Genomic DNA, 16881 nt, shown 5'->3' on the forward strand with positions numbered 1-16881 from the left:
ATCAAAAGATGACATGACTTTTATGCGTTTTGGCCGTGGCAGTGTTTGTACTTCTTCCCGCTGCCGCATGGACAAAGGTCGTTACGTCCGATGGTGTCGCCGCGTTTGACCGGACGTTTCTCAGCCGGTTCGCCGCTTGTGGAGATTTTGTCCTCGTCCACAACCGCTTGACGTTCCTGGTTGGATTCGACCTGTGCCTTCATGATGTAGGTCGCAACCTCTTCCTGGATGCTGGCGATCATCGCGTTGAACATCTCGTAACCTTCAAATTGATATTCCCGCAGCGGATCGGTACCGCCGTAAGCCCGAAGATGAATCCCTTGACGCAGTTGATCCATCGCATCGATATGGTCCATCCACTTGCTGTCTACGGAGCGAAGGGCGATAACTTTCTCGAATTCACGAACCATTTCCGGACCGATGGCTTCTTCACGGGTATCGTATTTAGCCAATACACGCTCAAAAATATACTCGACCATCTCGTTTGGTTCCTTGCCCCAAAGATCGTCTTTGGTTACGGCGCCTTCATCCAGCAGCTTGCTGTTCACGTAATCGGCAACCTCTTGCAGTTCCCAGTTCTCCGGCAGCTCGTCAGCGGTATGCGCTTCAACGACCCGCTCGATAACCGGCTTGATCATATCGAGAATGATCTGCTTGATGTTATCCGATTCTAGCAGCTCGCGGCGCTGCTTGTAGATGATCTCGCGCTGTTGGTTCATCACGTCGTCATACTGCAGGACGACTTTACGTACGTCGAAGTTATTGCCTTCAACGCGTTTTTGCGCGGATTCGATCGCGCGGGTGATCATCTTGCTCTCGATCGGTTGGTCCTCCTCGAAGCCAAGGCGGTCCATCATGTTCAGCACGTTATCCGCACCAAACCGCTTCATCAGCTCGTCGCCAAGCGACAGGTAGAACTGCGTGGAACCCGGGTCGCCCTGACGGCCGGCACGACCGCGCAGCTGGTTATCGATCCGGCGCGATTCGTGACGCTCGGTACCTATGATATGCAGGCCACCTAAATCGGCCACGCCTTCCCCAAGCAAAATGTCGGTACCGCGGCCCGCCATATTGGTGGCGATGGTCACAGAGCCCGGTTCCCCGGCGCGGGAGATGATTTCGGCTTCTTCCGCGTGATATTTCGCGTTCAGCACTTTATGCTGAACGCCTTTGCGTTTCAGCATTTCCGATACGCGCTCGGAGTTCTCGATGGAGATCGTACCGACGAGCACCGGTTGATTTTTCTTATAGCGTTCTACGATTTCTTCTACGACCGCCTTGAACTTTCCGTCGACGCTCTTATAGACGACGTCCGGCATATCCTGGCGCTGGTTCGGCCGGTTCGTCGGCACCTGCAGCACTTCGAGGCCGTAGATTTTCTTGAATTCCTCTTCCTCCGTCTTCGCCGTACCGGTCATCCCGGCCAGCTTGCGGTACATCCGGAAGTAGTTCTGGAAGGTAATCGTCGCCAGCGTCATGCTCTCGTTCTGAACCTCGATGCCTTCTTTGGCTTCAATGGCCTGGTGCAAACCGTCGCTGTAACGGCGGCCTTGCATGATCCGGCCAGTGAATTCGTCGACGATCAACACTTCGTCTTCCGTCACAACGTAATCCACATCGCGGCGCATGATGACGTTCGCTTTGAGCGCCTGCACGACGTGGTGGTTCAGCGTAACGTGTTTATGGTCATACAGGTTATCAATGCCGAAGACGCGCTCCGCTTTGGCGACCCCTTTTTCGGTCAGCGAAACGGCCTTGACTTTAATGTCTACGGTGTAATCTTCTTCCGGCGTCAGAGTCTTCACGAATCGGTCCGCTGCATAATACAGCTCGGTCGATTTCTGAGCTTGGCCGGAAATAATGAGCGGCGTCCGCGCTTCATCGATGAGAATGGAGTCCACTTCGTCAATGATACAAAAATAGAGCGGCCGCTGTACCATCTGTTCTTTGTAAAGCACCATGTTATCACGCAGGTAGTCGAACCCGAATTCGTTGTTCGTTCCGTACGTGATGTCGCAAGCATAAGCTTCTTGCTTCTGCTCATGCTCCATGCCGTTCAGGTTCACCCCAACCGTCATGCCGAGGAAGTTGTAAATCTGCCCCATCTGCTGGCTGTCGCGTTGTGCCAAATAGTCGTTGACGGTAACGACATGCACGCCTTTCCCCAGGAGCGCATTCAAATAAACCGGCAGGGTTCCGACCAGCGTTTTCCCTTCACCGGTTTTCATTTCAGCAATTCTACCTTCATGAAGCGCCATTCCCCCGACCAACTGCACGTCGAAGTGACGCATACCCAGCGTACGCTTGGAAGCTTCCCGTACCGTGGCAAAAGCTTCCGGCAGCAGATCATCCAGCGTTTCGCCTTTCTCGATCCGTTCCCGGAACTCGGCGGTTTTCGCCTGCAACTGCTCGTCCGAAAGTGCCTCAAATTGCGGCTCCAATGAATTAATATAATCTACCGTCTTCATAAGACGTTTGACATCACGCTCGTTCGTGTCGCCAAAAATCTTCTTTACTATTCCCAGCATGATTTACCCCTTTCACGCATAAACAGATGATTTGCCTAAATTGTAACAGTTTGTAAGGCATGCCGCAACACGCCCCATCACGTCTGCACTGCGGTAAAGCGCCTTTGTATACGAATAAAGAGCCCTATCCGCGGGCGGATAAGGCTCGTTTCCTTTGCGTTAGGATCACAGGAATTACCACCTGGTTCAACCCATCGTCATCAATGTACGATCCGTTGGGAGTTAATCCTGTTCAATCAAACCGTATTTGCCGTCATTCCGTTTGTAGACGACGTTGACTTCCTTGGTGTCGATGTTTGAGAAAACGAAGAAATTGTGTCCTACCATATTCATTTGCAGAATCGCTTCCTCGACGTCCATCGGCTTCAAGGTAAAGCGTTTCGTACGGACCACTTCCAGCTCTTCATCGCTTTCATCCAACGCCACGGAGCCTGCAGTCGCGCCTTCTACAAAAAGGCTGTTCTTGGCGCCTTTCTGGCGCAGCTTACGGTTGATTTTCGTTTTGTGCTTGCGGATCTGACGTTCAAGCTTGTCCACAACAGCATCCATGGATGCGTACATATCGTCGCTGCGGTCCTCCGCGCGAAGCACAACGCCGATCAGAGGAATCGTAACCTCGACCGCGTGCAAACCTCGTACCACACTTAATGTGACAGTACCGTCTGAGGTGGGGGGTGCATCAAAGTACTTGTCAAGCCGGCTGAGCTTCTTGTCTACGTAGTCACGCAAGGCCTCAGTCACTTCAATCTGCTGTCCTCGAATACTAAAATTCATAGGGCACTCCTCCTTTGCTTTGCACCTTCATTATACCATGGCGTAAAGGCAAAGTAAAAAGTGTTAAGGGGCCGTAAAGCACCCCCGGCATCACTTAAAAATGCTTGCAATTCAGCAAATGTCCCGTACTGTCAGGCTCGGCGGCGTTTGCCGGCTCCCCGCCAGCGATTCAACAAAATCGTGAACGAGGCGCCGCACGCTGCCCCGATCGTATCCAACACCACATCCTGCACCATCGCCGTCCGTCCCGGAGTAAAGCTCTGGTGCAGCTCGTCCGTGCAGGCGTAGAGAAACGCGATCAGAATTGCGTAGAAATAGCGCCGTCCGCCGTTGGCCCATGTATTCCTGCTCAGGGCGTACACGAGTAGAGCGGCCAGCAGAGCATAACTGCCAAAGTGCGCGGCTTTACGGATAAAGAACTCGATGAAGCTCGCCCCACCCACGCTATCCACGCTGATTTCATGCCCGCCGTAGCTAAACCGGATCCCGCCGAACCAGTCGGAGATCGATTGGTCGGAGGTGTTTTTTTCGATATCGGGGACTAGGGACTGCTCCTGATAGGACTGCGAAGAGAACGCGAACAGGATCGCCATCATCGCGATCGCCGGCAGCCAGCACAGCCAGGGTCGAAGGTTGTGCAAAGGGGGTCACCTCGTTTGTTTGTGATATGAATGCATAAGAAAACCCCGGGTTCCTCCGGGGTGTTTGCTAGCGAATCTTCAATTGTTAACCATCGTACCGTTCATATGTAGGTCGGCTGTGCCGGATGATTACAGTTTGATTACGTTAGCGGCTTGTGGACCACGAGCGCCTTCAACGATTTCGAACTCGACGGATTGGCCTTCTTCCAGCGTTTTGAAGCCTTCAGTTTGGATCGCGGAGAAGTGTACGAATACGTCGCCGCCTTCTTCAGTTTCGATGAAACCGTAGCCTTTTTCTGCGTTGAACCATTTTACTTTACCTTGCATGCACTAACATTCCCTTCGTTATCAAATAAGAGTGTGATCCTTGTAACCAAGCCTCACATGTCTGACTATACCACCCGAACTTATCCAGTGTCAATTACCAAGGAAAAGGTTTTACTGTAAGGAATTTGTAAAGATTTGTCGGAATATAGTCAGCTGTTGTCGTGGGATCGGAGTCACACCTTAACCTTATTAACCGGGAAGGGAGGGGCATGAAACATATCTAAAGTATAGAGTTCCTAACTGCTTCAATTATCTGATTGCTCATGTAGTCAATCATCTGGTCATTTAACCCCGGATAAACCCCAACCAAGAAGGTGTCCTCCATAATTTTGTTCGTATTGTCTAAAGAACTTGCTTGTCTGTAATCAACATTCTCAAAAGCCGGTTGCTTGATAAGATTACCTGCAAACAACATTCTGGTTTGAACTTTGTTTTTTTCCAAATGGGTAATCATTTTATTCCTTGATAAGCGGTTACCATCTTTAATAGTAAGGATAAAGCCAAACCAACTTGGCTCGGAGTTAGGTGTTTCATAAGGTAAAATAAGGAACTCCTCTAAAGGTTTGAGATTATTTTTCAAGCGATGAAAATTATGAATTCGCTTCTCGATGAACCGTGAGAGTTTTTTTAACTGTTCCAAACCAATAGCAGCTTGCATATCAGTTACCTTTAGGTTGTATCCTAAGTGCGAGTACGTATATTTATGGTCATAACCCTGTGGAAGTTGACCTAATTTCCAGTCAAATCGCTTTTTGCACGTATTGTCGCATCCTGAGGGACACCAACAGTCCCTTCCCCAATCCCTAAAGGATTCAATGGCCATCTTTAATAAGGGGTCATTCGTATAAACCGCTCCACCTTCCCCCATAGTTATGTGATGTGGAGGATAAAAACTGGACGTACCAACATGACCGTAGGTCCCTGTCAGTTTCCCATTATATCTTGCTCCTAAAGCGTCACAATTATCTTCTACGACCCAAAGATTGTATTTATCTGCAATCTCCATTACTTTGGCTAAGTTAAAAGGATTACCCATGGTGTGGGCTATCATGATTGCTTTCGTCTTTGGAGAAATAGCCTGTTCAATTTCTTCAATACAAATATTGTATGTTCCAAGGTCTACGTCGACAAAAACAGGAACAAGCCTATTTTGCACAATAGGCGCAACCGTAGTAGGAAATCCTGCTGCAACGGTTATTACCTCATCACCTGGCAATAATCTTCTCTCTCCCAATTTAGGCGATGTCAAGGCAGAAACTGCCAGTAAGTTTGCAGAGGAGCCCGAATTGGTTAAAAGTGCATACCTAACCCCAAGATATTGCGCAAATTCTGCTTCAAACTGTCTAGTAAATCTTCCAGATGTTAACCAAAAGTCAAGCGATGCATCCGTTAAAGCCACCATTTCCTTCTCATCATAAACTTTCCCTGCATAGCTTAAATTGGACACTCCTGCCTGAAAACTCGACTTCTGATGAAATAATCGATGGAATTCCTCCACTTTTTCGAATATCAATTTTCTTTTGATTTGTTCAAGAACCTGATGTTCTACTGCAGTAACCAAATTTGTGCTTTCATCCGTCAACTCTTCAATACTAAACTCTATCTTCGAATCATAATTGATTAAGATTTGCTTTTCTGTCTCGATTACACATGAGAAAGCAACAATATTTTTTTGATTTATTTCAGCTATTACAACCTGATTATTCTTAGTCTGTAGAACGTCTCCTATGTTAAACACGTACGCGCCCCTCTCCCTGTTACGATTTGAAATACTCTTTCAAACCATCTCGTAGACTTATTTCCGGCGACCAACCAGGTAATGTAGTTCCTCTATTCCAAGGAACCATAACTTCACGTTCCCGGTACTTCCTCTCCCCCCATAATATAGGCAACTTATCATTGATAGTTTCCTCAATTATAGCTACTAATTGCTTTACAGTTTGGTGTTCTTTAGCTGAGATGGCGTAAGCTTCCGAATCAGTTACACAGTCACTCAATAAGCGTTCGGCACCTATTAAAAATGCCTGCACAACGTCCTTAACATGGACCAAGTTAATGATTTGTTCCCCACCAGACATCCCTAACAGTTCCTGGCTTTCCACTGTTTTCTTTAACAGCGAAAGTAATTTGCTCCTAGGATCATTTGAACCATACGTGTCAAATAACTTAAGAGTAATCGACTTAATACCCTTAGCTTTGACGTAATAAGCCAATATATCTTCGAAAGCCTGTTTCGTCGCAGCATACAAACAAACAGGATTGTAATCTTCATTATTATAATGTTGCCAAGATGTTCCTGTATTTATCAAAAGATTCGAACCACTCTTATGCATGCCTTCCAATAAATGCAGTCCCAAAATAATATTGCTTTGCGCTAAAAAATCGATTTTTTCTGATGTATGCTCAGCAACGAAATACGATGCAAGATGGAATACCACGTCCGGTTGTACATTACATAATACCTTTATCATAGTCTGAACTGAGCCATCGTAGTAATGAATCTGAACCTGGTTTTTCTGGTCCTGAATCAACCCCAAATCGGATTGTTCCCGTAAGAGAATATTTATACACCAGCCGGTATCCAGTAACTTTTTCACTAAATTTGACCCAATATATCCAGTGGCTCCAGTGACAAGCGCTTTTCTCATCTTTATTAACCCTCAATTATGTCATATGAATTTACTTTCATACTCTTCAAAACGCTTGAATCCTCGGTCTCTATCCGATAAAATCGGATCCATGTCCGGCCAATCAATCCCACCGGAAGTCCAATGAATTCCATCATCTGATTCTGGGGAATACGTACTAGATACATTGTAGACCATCGTTGCATGTTCGCTCAGTACATAAAAGCCATGGGCAAGCCCCTTTGGGATGTATAATATATTTCCATTATTTGAGCTGAGATTAACTTTGATGTGTCTTCCATAAGTTGGAGAGCTTCTCCTCATATCCAGGACCACATCTAGAACCTCCCCCTCCGTGCAATATACGAGCTTCACATGATCGTGAGGGGGATTTTGAAAATGCAAGCCTCTCAAAACTCTTTTTCTGGACCTAGAATAGTATTGTTCCTGAAACCGGGTCTCCATACCTTTTTCTCGAAAACTATCAAAATGAAAGGTTTTAATAAAAGCCCCTCTAGTATCATGTATAATTCGAGGTAGTAACTCATAGCAGCCAGGAATTAGAGAAGGGATAACGTCCATTTGAAGCCTCTCCCATCAAGCATTATTTTTCCATCGTATACTGAGCGATTTGGTTCGAGCATAAATTTTCCACATTTTCTGAATTTCTGTATGCTTTGTACCAATCAACCGTTGCCATTAAAGCTTCATCAAGAGAGAATCGTGGACTCCAACCAAGTTGTGATTTCGCTTTTGAACAATCAAGCTTAAGGAAACGAGATTCATGGACTTGCAGATTATTGTCCTGGATAGAGTATGAAGCTTCTCCCCCCCACAGTGTACAAATCCTTTGCACGACGGATTCTACAGACAACGTATCTACATCATTCGGCCCAAAATTCCACGAAGTTGCAAAATCTCCTCCTGATTCATACATATTCTGGGCGATCAGCATATATCCATTCAATGGTTCCAAGACATGCTGCCATGGTCTTATAGATAGCGGGTTTCTCACTCTTATCGGCTCATGATTCAATAATGACTTTATACTATCCGGAATTAGCCGATCTACAGCCCAATCTCCTCCACCTATAACATTTCCTGCTCTTGCAGAGGCCAGCAAAACGCCGTGACTTTCCAAAGAGTGAGGATTAAAAAAACTGTGTCGATAAGAAGCTGTTACCAACTCCGAACATGCTTTGCTATTGGAATAAGGATCATATCCACCTAAAGCGTCGATCTCCCGATAACCCCAATCCCATTCTCTATTCTCGTAACATTTATCTGTCGTAACGTTAATGATTGCTCTTTTCTTATATTGCCCTCGGGTCGAGAGGTAACGAACACTTTCCAATAAGTTAACCGTTCCCATCACATTTACTGCATATGTTCCTGTAGGATCTGTATAGGATTCTCTGACTAAAGGTTGTGCGGCCATGTGAAACACAACATCTGGATTCACCTGGGTAACCGCATTGGTTAACATTGAGAGATCCCTAACATCATGAATGTAGGTATTCATATGTCTGTTAAGCCCAAGAAGCTCATATAATGAGGGTTTTGTTGGAGGTTCTAGAGAAAAACCCGTTACCTCCGCTCCCATTTGCAATAACCACAATGAAAGCCAAGATCCTTTAAAACCGGTGTTGCCCGTTATGAAAACCTTTTTGCCCTTCCAAAACTCGTTATTTCCCATCACTTCCATACCCTCCATGGGGCAGATCCGCTTTTCCAGAGTTCCTCAAGCATGTTCTTATCCCTTACCGTGTCCATTGGCTGCCAAAAACCCGTATGCTTGTATGCCATTAACTCATTATCCAAAGCAAGTTGTTCAAGCGGCTCTTTTTCCAGAATAGTATAATCATCATCAATGTAGTTTATCGCTTTAGGCGACATAACAAAAAAACCCGCATTCACCCATCCGCCGTCACCCTTGGGCTTCTCTTCAAACTGCCGCACTCTGCCATCTTCTCCAAGATTCAACGAACCAAACCTTCCAGGGGGCTGAGTAGTTGTTACAGTAGCAAGCCTACCACTTCGCTTATGAAATTGTAGCAATTCAAGCAAATTGACGTCAGACAAACCATCCCCATAAGTCAGCATAAAGGCCTCATCCTCTTCAACAAAGGGTAAGATTCGCTTAACTCTCCCACCCGTCATCGAATCAATACCCGTATTAACTAGGGTCACACGCCAGGGTTCGGCGCTATTCGAGTGGATTATTCGCTGGTTACTATTACGAAAATCAAAAGTAACATCCGATTCATGTAGGTAATACTGAGCAAAATACTCTTTAATCACGTATCCTTTGTACCCTAAACAAATAATAAAGTCATTAAAGCCGTAGTACGAGTAAAATTTCATAATATGCCATAAAATCGGTTTCCCCCCGATTTCAACCATGGGCTTTGGCCTTAAATGAGATTCCTCGCTTATTCTTGTACCGTACCCGCCTGCCAGTATCACAACTTTCATTTTGTCTCCCACCTTAGGCTTATCCAGCATTACTGACTAAATTGATCAACTGTGCAACGTATTCTTCACTAGACTCGATCATTTCCAAAAAGCGCAAGCTCAAATCCTTTTCACCATACTGATAAAGTACATATCCTAAATTATAGAGTGTATCATTATCCATGCTATTTTGTTCGTAAGCCTTAGTTAAATAATTCATAACTCTATCATGCTGTTCGTTTTGATAGAAGCCGATTGCAATCGCATTAAGTAGTTCGATTGGGTCACCTTGATATAATGCAAGTAAATTAATTATCGTGTTATCCTCAATGTTTTGCAGCAAACCAACAACTTGTGCTGGTTCTGTTCCTTGCTTAAGTAACGTAAAGGCCTTAAGGGACGTCATTAAACCATCACTAGTTTTAAGTCTCGCAGGTTCGGTAGCCCCCGCTAGATTATTAATCTTCAGCACACTAGGGTATAAGTATTGTTTCACGCAAAGGTCATCATAAATAATTTTATCGGCGCTCCCCTTGATTAGTCGGGATGATAGTAGACTGTTTGAGAGTTCCAATGGTAGCTGCATTTCCGTGCTCGGAGACCGTAGCTCGCCACCATAAACAGACATGTAATCTACAAGGTTTGAAATGGTGAATAATTGCATTAATATCTTCACTTCATCCCTAGGGTGTAACAGTAGATTTTTATAAATCTCCCCACCACCAACAGGGCGGGTATGCTTCACAGGGGTTTCATCAATAATAGCAATTTTCTTGTGGGGGTACCCCAAAATTTGAGGCCATATGAAATCCAACCCCCAACCTACCTGTCCAAGATTAAATGAGTGATAACATTGAAATAATGCATCCCTTGAAAATATAGGTGCCATAACTTCACAGTAAAACGAATATCTTAAGGTAGTTTCAGAATTTTGTAATGTTATATGATGTGAGTAAAAAGAATCATTAGTCAGTGCTGGTTGGGCTAACGCCAAGTTATGAGCATGAAATATATCGAACATTTTATTAATATTTTCTGTATCCGTTAATAAATCATCGTCTGGAAACCATACCGCATCGTATTGCTCAAATTTGTCTTGGTTCTTTAATATCGTGTTGTAAATAGCAGAGAACTTTCGTCCATTGTTATTGGTAATGTATAAATCACTATGGTCAGCATACTTTTGCTCCTCATCACCATAATAATCAATTAACAAATCGAAATTGCGAGTTTCTGATTCAATCCATTTTGGATGTAAGGAAGCATTTCCAGCCCTACAAACTATAAGATTTCTCCTTTTTGTACTCATACTTTACCCCCAACACCATATATTTTGGAAACGAAAGCCACCGAAATCTCATCTCGACACACCTCGTAATAATAAATAGAAAAACGGCAATGTCTAGTGAGGTTCCGCTTCGATGAATTAATTCTCTAACTAGACGACTGCCGTTCCATAAGTGTCTTATATATATTATCGAAAAAATTAAGACCCAGTATAATACTTGTTATAAACTCTTCTAACTCCATCTATAACATCCGAGACATCCGAAGCTGTCATTCTAGGAAACAACGGTATTGTCATCGCCGTTTGATAATAAACCTCTGCATTTCGACATAATCCGGCGCGATACCCCAACTTCTGATAATAGGGTTGCATGTACACCGGAATATAATGGACATGAACGCCGATATTCAACGATCTCAGTTCGTTAAATATTGTCTCTCTGTCAGCACTAAAATACTGTGGGTCCCATCGAAGCACGTATAAATGCCACGAAGATTCCGCTGATGGATGTTGTTTAGGCACGATCAAACCTTTCATTCCACCAAAAGCTTCGGTATAAGCAGCTGCTATCTCACGCCTTCTGGCAACGAAGCTATCCAGTTTATCCATCTGACTTACACCGAGGGCCGCTTGAATATCCGTCATCCGATAATTGTATCCAAGCTCCTGCATTTCGTAATACCATGGACCGTCATTGCTTATTAGCTCCTCCGGGTTCTTGGTCATTCCATGATTACGGAATAGTACAAGCTTGCGGTAATAATCTTCGTCGTCGGTTACGATGATCCCGCCTTCTCCGGTTGTGATGTGCTTCACCGGATGAAAGCTAAACATGGTCATATCCGCCCAACCACCGATTTTTCTACCGGAGAAGCTCGCGCCAAGCGAATGGGCTGCATCCTGGATAAGCACAATACCTCGATCTCTTGAAAGCATTGAAATGCGGTCGATCTCCACAGGCTGCCCCGTAAAATCAACCGCAATAATCGCTTTGGTTCGATCCGTTAACTTCAACTTGATTTCTTCGGGATCGATATTATAGGAGTCCATATCGATATCTGCAAAAACCGGTGTTCCCCCTTGATATAGAACGCAATTACTGCTGGCCAGGAAGGTAATAGGCGTTGTAATGACCTCATCTCCAGCACTGATACCTGCAGCAAAACAGGCTCCATGTAGGGCCGCCGTCCCATTTGTGAAAGCAACCGCATATTTCGCCCCAACGTAATGGGCCACCTTCGTTTCGAACCATTCGATGGCAGGTCCTTGTGTGATAAAATCACCACGTAATATACCAACGACCGCTTCGATATCTTGATCATCGATCCATTGCTGTCCATATGGCAGCATTGTTGATCGCATTGAATCTCGGGCTGTTTGGTTTCGATGTTTTTCCATATGAGATGCCCCCTTTCAATCCACCATTACATTACGTCTGGCTTTAATCTAAACCACCATTACGAATCCATTCTGTTGTGCGGGCGACCCCTTCCTCCAAACTCATTTGCGGTTCCCAATTCAATAGGCGTTTCGCTTTGACGGAATTGCAGAGTAACTTTTGAATCTCGCTTTGGGGGTGAATATGCTCGACATGTTTGATTCTCTTCTTATCCCCTGCGATCATTAATGCCAGATCATTGATCGTGATATCACACCCTAAGCCAGCATTAACAATCTCCCCGTTTACTGCTTCCGAGAAGCCAGCAGCAACAACAAAACGAGCGCAATCTTCAACATATAGAAGATCTCGCGTTTGAGTTCCTTCTCCGTAGATGTTTAAATCCTTGCCTTCAAGCTGATTCTTAATAAAGATAGCTACAACTCCGCCCTCTCCACCTGTTTTCTGATAAGGCCCATAAGTATTAAAAGGACGAATGACTGTGGTAGGCAAGCCATATGCATAGTAATAAGAAAGCACCATGTTTTCTGCGGCTATCTTTGCACCTGCATAGGGAGAGGCAGGCTTAGTTGGATGGTTCTCGGTTATCCCTTCCTCATCCGTGCAGCGGTCATAAACCATGCAGGTACTCATGAATACAACCCTGGTATTATGCTTGCGGCATTGCTCTAAAACATAAAAAGTTCCTACCGTATCATTATTAAATGTAGTACGCGGGTCATCTATTGAATCTTGAACATTAATAGAAGCACCGAGATGGTAACAAATGTCGAAGTTATTCGTTTCAAAAAGACTTGTTAATAAAGCTTCGTCCAGAATCGTACCTCTAATAAATTGTTTCAATCCTGGATGTTGCAGAAACTCTCCAATATTAGCTTCTCGTCCGTTTGATAGGTCGTCTAGAATCCAAAGTTGATGCCCCTCATCTAACAATCTTTTGGCAACCCAACGACCGATGAAGCCGGCCCCGCCGGTGAGTAGGATGTTCATTGTTATAATTCTTCCTCTCCTACAACATTAGAATCATACATCTATAACAAATCCCAAGTCACTGGAGTTCCTCTTGTTATATCCTTTCGAATCCGCTTGCCAAGCAGTTCATCTAGATATTTTGTTGGGAGACCCAGACCTGGGCGAATCGCCTTGATATTCTCCTTACTTAATATTTCCCCAGCCTTCATATCTTTAGAAATATAAAGTGAACGTCGATGTTTCACTGATTCTTTCTCCCGATCAGTTGCACCATAAGTAATTGCTCCTAAAGCCTGCCATGCTCGCTCCGATTCCACCACTAGTGCGGCAAGCTCATCCGGCTCCATGGAAAATGCAGAATCCACACCACCATCAGCACGACATAGAGTAAAATGCTTCTCAATAACTGTAGCTCCTAGGGCTACACTAGCAACCGAGACACCAATCCCCATCGTATGATCAGATATACCAACCTGACAGTTAAACAACTGTTCCATATGTGGGATTGTCATTAAGTTCGTATTATGAGGATCCGCTGGATATGTGCTCGTGCATTTTAGTAGGACAATATTTATTGCCCCAGCTTCCCTTGCAGCACGCACCGTCTCATCGAGCTCAGAGATGGAAGCCATCCCCGTGGAGATTATTAGCGGTTTCCCCGTTCGTGCTACGCGTCGAATAAGTTGAATATCTGTATTTTCAAAAGACGCTATCTTATATGCGGGAACATCCAAGGATTCAAGGAATTCAACCGCGGTCTCGTCAAAAGGTGTACTAAAAGCAAGTATCCCCAACTCCTTGCATTTATCAAAGATTGGCTTATGCCACTCCCAAGGTGTGTAGGCCTCTTGATATAGTTTATAAAGAGAAGTCCCTTTCCATAGGTTGTTTGGATCTCCGATAAAGAAATCACCATCTTCAATATCTAGCGTCATCGTATCCGCGGTGTAAGTTTGTAGTTTCACAGCATCGGCTCCCGCTTTGGCTGCGGCTTCAACAATAGCTAGGGCACGATCCAACGAGTGATTATGATTACCTGACATTTCCGCGATAATGAATGGTTTTTGATCCTTCCCAAGCCACCGATCACCTATTTGAAACTTCATAAATCCCACCCTATCTATTGAAAGTCATTGAAATGTGTAGCAACGATAGCATTTTGAGGCAAAAGACATGGGACTTGCTCCAGTACTGGATATGCAAGCATACCCTCACTTGAATAGTAAGCAGTTCCTTGTAGGTTTAACGATGTTTTTGTTATCGGGCAACAGAGTGGATTAGCATCATTTTGTTCGACGATTTCCGGATTCTTCTCAATAATCATTAAGCCTGTTGGATTTAATGGATTAAGAGATCGCTCAAACAAGCGATGTTCTATAACGTTATATCCAAGCTCAATTGCTGTATTGTAAAGGTTAGTTATATACCCATGCGAAAGCATACGTTGTCTAGCTTTTTCGTCAGCGAATTCAAACGCCGGCTCCAGCAATACCACATACTTCTTGGCAATTCGATATAATTCAATTAAGGCTTCCCGCTCTCGTCCACCATTGGGTTCTACCGCATGAACCGTATAAACAAGATCTACCGAGTTGTCTTTGATTGGCATCTGAAACATATCAGCCGTAAAAAGCTTCACATGATGAACATCCCGACTCTTCAAAAATTGTTGCCCGTATTTAATTCTCGACCAGGACAAATCAAAAGCATAAACCGCTTGAGGACGTGATTCCATTCGAATCAGGAGATTACCCAACATAACTGCTTCTCCCACCCCCGCCTCTAGCATGGAATCTAGGCATCCCAAGCCACTTATCACTTCAGCTAGTTTATCAGCGAATTCATTCCTAGGTTTCGGATTCATGTTGTAGCTTTGGATATAGCAACCCGCTTGAAAGTCATAACTGATCAAAATATCAGAGGTGGAGTTAGCATCCGCTCCATCATTTTGTCTTAAATGCTGGATGATGTTTCCCTGCTGGTTATACAATTTTTTGACATCCTTCAGTTGCTTTAGCTTCTCCTCCATCAGTTCCTCCTGATTTACATTTCATAAACTAGTAAACACCAATCCAAAGACGGTTACCCATAGCTGGCAGCCTCAGGTACAGCTTATAGTTTAAGTATCGACACATTTATACCAATTCATTTGTCAAACATCCTCAAGATTTCCCTAATCCAGACATTAGGAATCCCCTGGGCTTCTGTTATATTGAGTCCCTGCTTGCTCATGGATACGAGCTGCTCACTCATTAGTGGAAGCTTCTCTATCAACTGCGAATATATACTCGAATCAACTTCCTCATGCCAACCCAAATGAATAATTGCACCCAGCTTAGCGGCCTCTATAGTTGTATCGTGCTGATTGTCTGCCACGACAGTACTTGAGGAGGGTAAGCCTACATAACAACGTTCCCACATAGCCGTACCGCCGGCACCAATCGCAAAATCGGCTTCTTGCATTAACCTTGCCAAGTAATCAATTTGGCAATGGTATTGCAGTTGTAATGCTTCACATCGCCGCTTAACTTCGTAACGATTCATATTGCTACTGCCCACAACAACATCAATATGCTTAAAGCGGGTGGCTACCTGCACTAATGCATCAATAACCTTGAGCGTCTCCCCTGTCGGGTCGCTCCCCCCCATAAATACGAGCAGGCGCTCTACTCGTCCCCTTCTTGCTAATGAACATGTTCTCGCCTCTATAAATTCATCGCGTATAATTAGATATTTCGGGCCAAGTAGCTTGCGGCAATGAACAGGTACCAAATCATCGTAACGACGTTCATAACCGGCTACGACATTCTGATCCAACAGAAGATCACAATCATGTTGACGATTCGCCAAATCGTCGATAACGACAATTTTGTTGAATATCGTACGCACAGATTGCTCCCATAGCTTATCCAATTGATAATGATCTACAATTAGCAGATGAGCAGGTATCGCTCGCTGCACAACAGTAAATCCTCTACCTTCTACAAGATCAATCAGATGTCCCGGCAACCGCTCCATCCAAAATTGAACCTCGTGTCCTAATTTTCTGAAGTTATCCGCAATTGTCAGACACCGCATCACATGCCCGCTACCAATCGTACTGGAAGCATCCGTTCGGATTAATATAGTTAATCTGCCAGTATTCATAAAACAGGCTTCTGCTCTACATGCGCGTTGATTTGAACTAGCTCGGGATGTTCCAACAAATATTGAAGGACTGCGGCACTGGAGATATGCGGATCTTTGAAGTGATTAGCTACCGCAGAGATTAGCGCGTAGTCCTCTTCCGTATCCAATGTAATCCTAAGTTGTGGATACAATCGGCTTACTGGGGGGTGATATACCGCTCTTTTGAATTGCCCTTTATATTCATAAGCATAATAAGTTACATGCTCTCTATGACGAGACTCTTGTCCATGTTGATCGATATATTTTAAAGCAGCGTACGAAATGGCCTCAACAGCAAGACCCCTTGGCAAATCCGCTCCAAGATCGACGATATCGACATCCTCTTTGTGAATCAGACGAATCATATCTTGTGCCATCTCCACATCGAGAAAAGGACAATCCGCTGTAACACGAATAACGTAATCGGGTTGATACGGTTTGGCCGCCTCTATATAACGTTCCAGTACATCCTCTTCCGATCCACGATAGCAAATGATCTGATGCTCATCACACCATTTCTCCACTACGTCATCCTGAGCTAACCTTGACGTTGCTACAATGACCTCATCAACTTCGGGGATGCTTTTAGAGCGGGCGGTTACATAGTACAAATTATCGTGTTCCCCAAGTGGCATCAGGATTTTCCCCGGCAATCGGGTGGAGCCCATTCTTGCCTGAATCACGACGATTATCTTCATTGGTG

16 protein-coding genes are annotated in these 16881 nt (G+C 44.6%); all 16 read right to left on the bottom strand.

Features of this window, described 5'->3' with window-relative positions:
- Positions 1 to 20: 20 nt before the first annotated feature.
- Positions 21 to 2528, bottom strand: coding sequence for a preprotein translocase subunit SecA (gene secA / locus IM700_RS16355; protein WP_193417936.1), 2508 nt, complete (start codon positions 2526 to 2528; stop codon positions 21 to 23).
- Positions 2529 to 2750: 222 nt separating this feature from the next.
- Positions 2751 to 3302: a ribosome hibernation-promoting factor, HPF/YfiA family gene (gene hpf / locus IM700_RS16360; RefSeq protein WP_193417938.1), complete on the bottom strand. Its 552-nt coding sequence runs from the start codon at positions 3300 to 3302 to the stop codon at positions 2751 to 2753.
- A gap of 131 nt (positions 3303 to 3433) precedes the next feature.
- Positions 3434 to 3943 carry a VanZ family protein gene (locus tag IM700_RS16365; RefSeq protein ID WP_193417940.1) on the bottom strand — a complete coding sequence of 170 codons (510 nt, stop codon included), beginning with the start codon at positions 3941 to 3943 and terminating at the stop codon, positions 3434 to 3436.
- A 129-nt stretch (positions 3944 to 4072) separates the two neighbouring features.
- The gene (locus IM700_RS16370) at positions 4073 to 4270 is read right to left on the bottom strand and encodes a cold-shock protein (RefSeq protein WP_114497214.1); all 198 of its coding nucleotides are present in this window, start codon (positions 4268 to 4270) and stop codon (positions 4073 to 4075) included.
- 220 nt (positions 4271 to 4490) lie between these two features.
- Positions 4491 to 6008 (bottom strand): lipopolysaccharide biosynthesis protein RfbH, encoded by a 1518-nt coding sequence (gene rfbH, locus IM700_RS16375; protein WP_193417942.1) that lies wholly within the window; start codon positions 6006 to 6008, stop codon positions 4491 to 4493.
- 19 nt (positions 6009 to 6027) lie between these two features.
- Positions 6028 to 6918, bottom strand: coding sequence for an NAD-dependent epimerase/dehydratase family protein (locus tag IM700_RS16380; protein WP_193417945.1), 891 nt, complete (start codon positions 6916 to 6918; stop codon positions 6028 to 6030).
- A gap of 21 nt (positions 6919 to 6939) precedes the next feature.
- Entirely contained in the window at positions 6940 to 7479 is a 540-nt protein-coding gene (rfbC, locus tag IM700_RS16385; RefSeq protein WP_193417946.1) for a dTDP-4-dehydrorhamnose 3,5-epimerase, read from the bottom strand.
- A gap of 22 nt (positions 7480 to 7501) precedes the next feature.
- Complete coding sequence (gene rfbG / locus IM700_RS16390) at positions 7502 to 8593, bottom strand: CDP-glucose 4,6-dehydratase (protein ID WP_193417948.1); 1092 nt, start codon at positions 8591 to 8593, stop codon at positions 7502 to 7504.
- Positions 8593 to 9372: a glucose-1-phosphate cytidylyltransferase gene (gene rfbF / locus IM700_RS16395; RefSeq protein WP_193417950.1), complete on the bottom strand. Its 780-nt coding sequence runs from the start codon at positions 9370 to 9372 to the stop codon at positions 8593 to 8595. Before rfbF ends, rfbG begins: the two co-directional genes overlap by 1 nt.
- Before the next feature lie 19 nt (positions 9373 to 9391).
- On the bottom strand, positions 9392 to 10660 hold the full coding sequence (locus IM700_RS16400; RefSeq protein WP_193417952.1) for a DUF707 domain-containing protein: 1269 nt from the start codon (positions 10658 to 10660) through the stop codon (positions 9392 to 9394).
- A 177-nt stretch (positions 10661 to 10837) separates the two neighbouring features.
- On the bottom strand, positions 10838 to 12037 hold the full coding sequence (gene pseC / locus IM700_RS16405; protein ID WP_193417954.1) for a UDP-4-amino-4,6-dideoxy-N-acetyl-beta-L-altrosamine transaminase: 1200 nt from the start codon (positions 12035 to 12037) through the stop codon (positions 10838 to 10840).
- A gap of 43 nt (positions 12038 to 12080) precedes the next feature.
- Positions 12081 to 13028, bottom strand: coding sequence for a dTDP-glucose 4,6-dehydratase (locus IM700_RS16410; RefSeq protein WP_193417956.1), 948 nt, complete (start codon positions 13026 to 13028; stop codon positions 12081 to 12083).
- Between the two features lie 41 nt (positions 13029 to 13069).
- Entirely contained in the window at positions 13070 to 14116 is a 1047-nt protein-coding gene (pseI, locus tag IM700_RS16415; RefSeq protein ID WP_193417958.1) for a pseudaminic acid synthase, read from the bottom strand.
- Between the two features lie 14 nt (positions 14117 to 14130).
- Positions 14131 to 15039, bottom strand: coding sequence for a methyltransferase domain-containing protein (locus IM700_RS16420; RefSeq protein ID WP_193417960.1), 909 nt, complete (start codon positions 15037 to 15039; stop codon positions 14131 to 14133).
- 116 nt (positions 15040 to 15155) lie between these two features.
- Positions 15156 to 16157, bottom strand: a complete 1002-nt coding sequence (gene pseG / locus IM700_RS16425) for a UDP-2,4-diacetamido-2,4,6-trideoxy-beta-L-altropyranose hydrolase (RefSeq protein ID WP_193417962.1) — start codon at positions 16155 to 16157, stop codon at positions 15156 to 15158.
- Entirely contained in the window at positions 16154 to 16876 is a 723-nt protein-coding gene (locus IM700_RS16430; RefSeq protein WP_193417965.1) for a cytidylyltransferase domain-containing protein, read from the bottom strand. The genes pseG and IM700_RS16430 overlap by 4 nt, the downstream gene beginning before the upstream one ends.
- Between the last annotated feature and the right edge of the window lie 5 nt (positions 16877 to 16881).

The organism is Paenibacillus rhizolycopersici (genome assembly GCF_014947195.2).
GTDB classification, from domain to species: domain Bacteria; phylum Bacillota; class Bacilli; order Paenibacillales; family Paenibacillaceae; genus Fontibacillus; species Fontibacillus rhizolycopersici.

What these genes read in the sequence shown, in the direction of transcription:
- pseG (WP_193417962.1), bottom strand. Translation starts at nt 16,157, where the DNA reads ATGAATACTGGCAGATTAACTATATTAATCCGAACGGATGCTTCCAGT.
- IM700_RS16370 (WP_114497214.1), bottom strand. Translation starts at nt 4,270, where the DNA reads ATGCAAGGTAAAGTAAAATGGTTCAACGCAGAAAAAGGCTACGGTTTC.
- rfbC (WP_193417946.1), bottom strand. Translation starts at nt 7,479, where the DNA reads ATGGACGTTATCCCTTCTCTAATTCCTGGCTGCTATGAGTTACTACCT.
- IM700_RS16420 (WP_193417960.1), bottom strand. Translation starts at nt 15,039, where the DNA reads ATGGAGGAGAAGCTAAAGCAACTGAAGGATGTCAAAAAATTGTATAAC.
- IM700_RS16380 (WP_193417945.1), bottom strand. Translation starts at nt 6,918, where the DNA reads ATGAGAAAAGCGCTTGTCACTGGAGCCACTGGATATATTGGGTCAAAT.
- rfbG (WP_193417948.1), bottom strand. Translation starts at nt 8,593, where the DNA reads ATGGGAAATAACGAGTTTTGGAAGGGCAAAAAGGTTTTCATAACGGGC.
- IM700_RS16410 (WP_193417956.1), bottom strand. Translation starts at nt 13,028, where the DNA reads ATGAACATCCTACTCACCGGCGGGGCCGGCTTCATCGGTCGTTGGGTT.
- IM700_RS16430 (WP_193417965.1), bottom strand. Translation starts at nt 16,876, where the DNA reads ATGAAGATAATCGTCGTGATTCAGGCAAGAATGGGCTCCACCCGATTG.
- hpf (WP_193417938.1), bottom strand. Translation starts at nt 3,302, where the DNA reads ATGAATTTTAGTATTCGAGGACAGCAGATTGAAGTGACTGAGGCCTTG.
- secA (WP_193417936.1), bottom strand. Translation starts at nt 2,528, where the DNA reads ATGCTGGGAATAGTAAAGAAGATTTTTGGCGACACGAACGAGCGTGAT.
- rfbF (WP_193417950.1), bottom strand. Translation starts at nt 9,372, where the DNA reads ATGAAAGTTGTGATACTGGCAGGCGGGTACGGTACAAGAATAAGCGAG.
- IM700_RS16400 (WP_193417952.1), bottom strand. Translation starts at nt 10,660, where the DNA reads ATGAGTACAAAAAGGAGAAATCTTATAGTTTGTAGGGCTGGAAATGCT.
- pseC (WP_193417954.1), bottom strand. Translation starts at nt 12,037, where the DNA reads ATGGAAAAACATCGAAACCAAACAGCCCGAGATTCAATGCGATCAACA.
- pseI (WP_193417958.1), bottom strand. Translation starts at nt 14,116, where the DNA reads ATGAAGTTTCAAATAGGTGATCGGTGGCTTGGGAAGGATCAAAAACCA.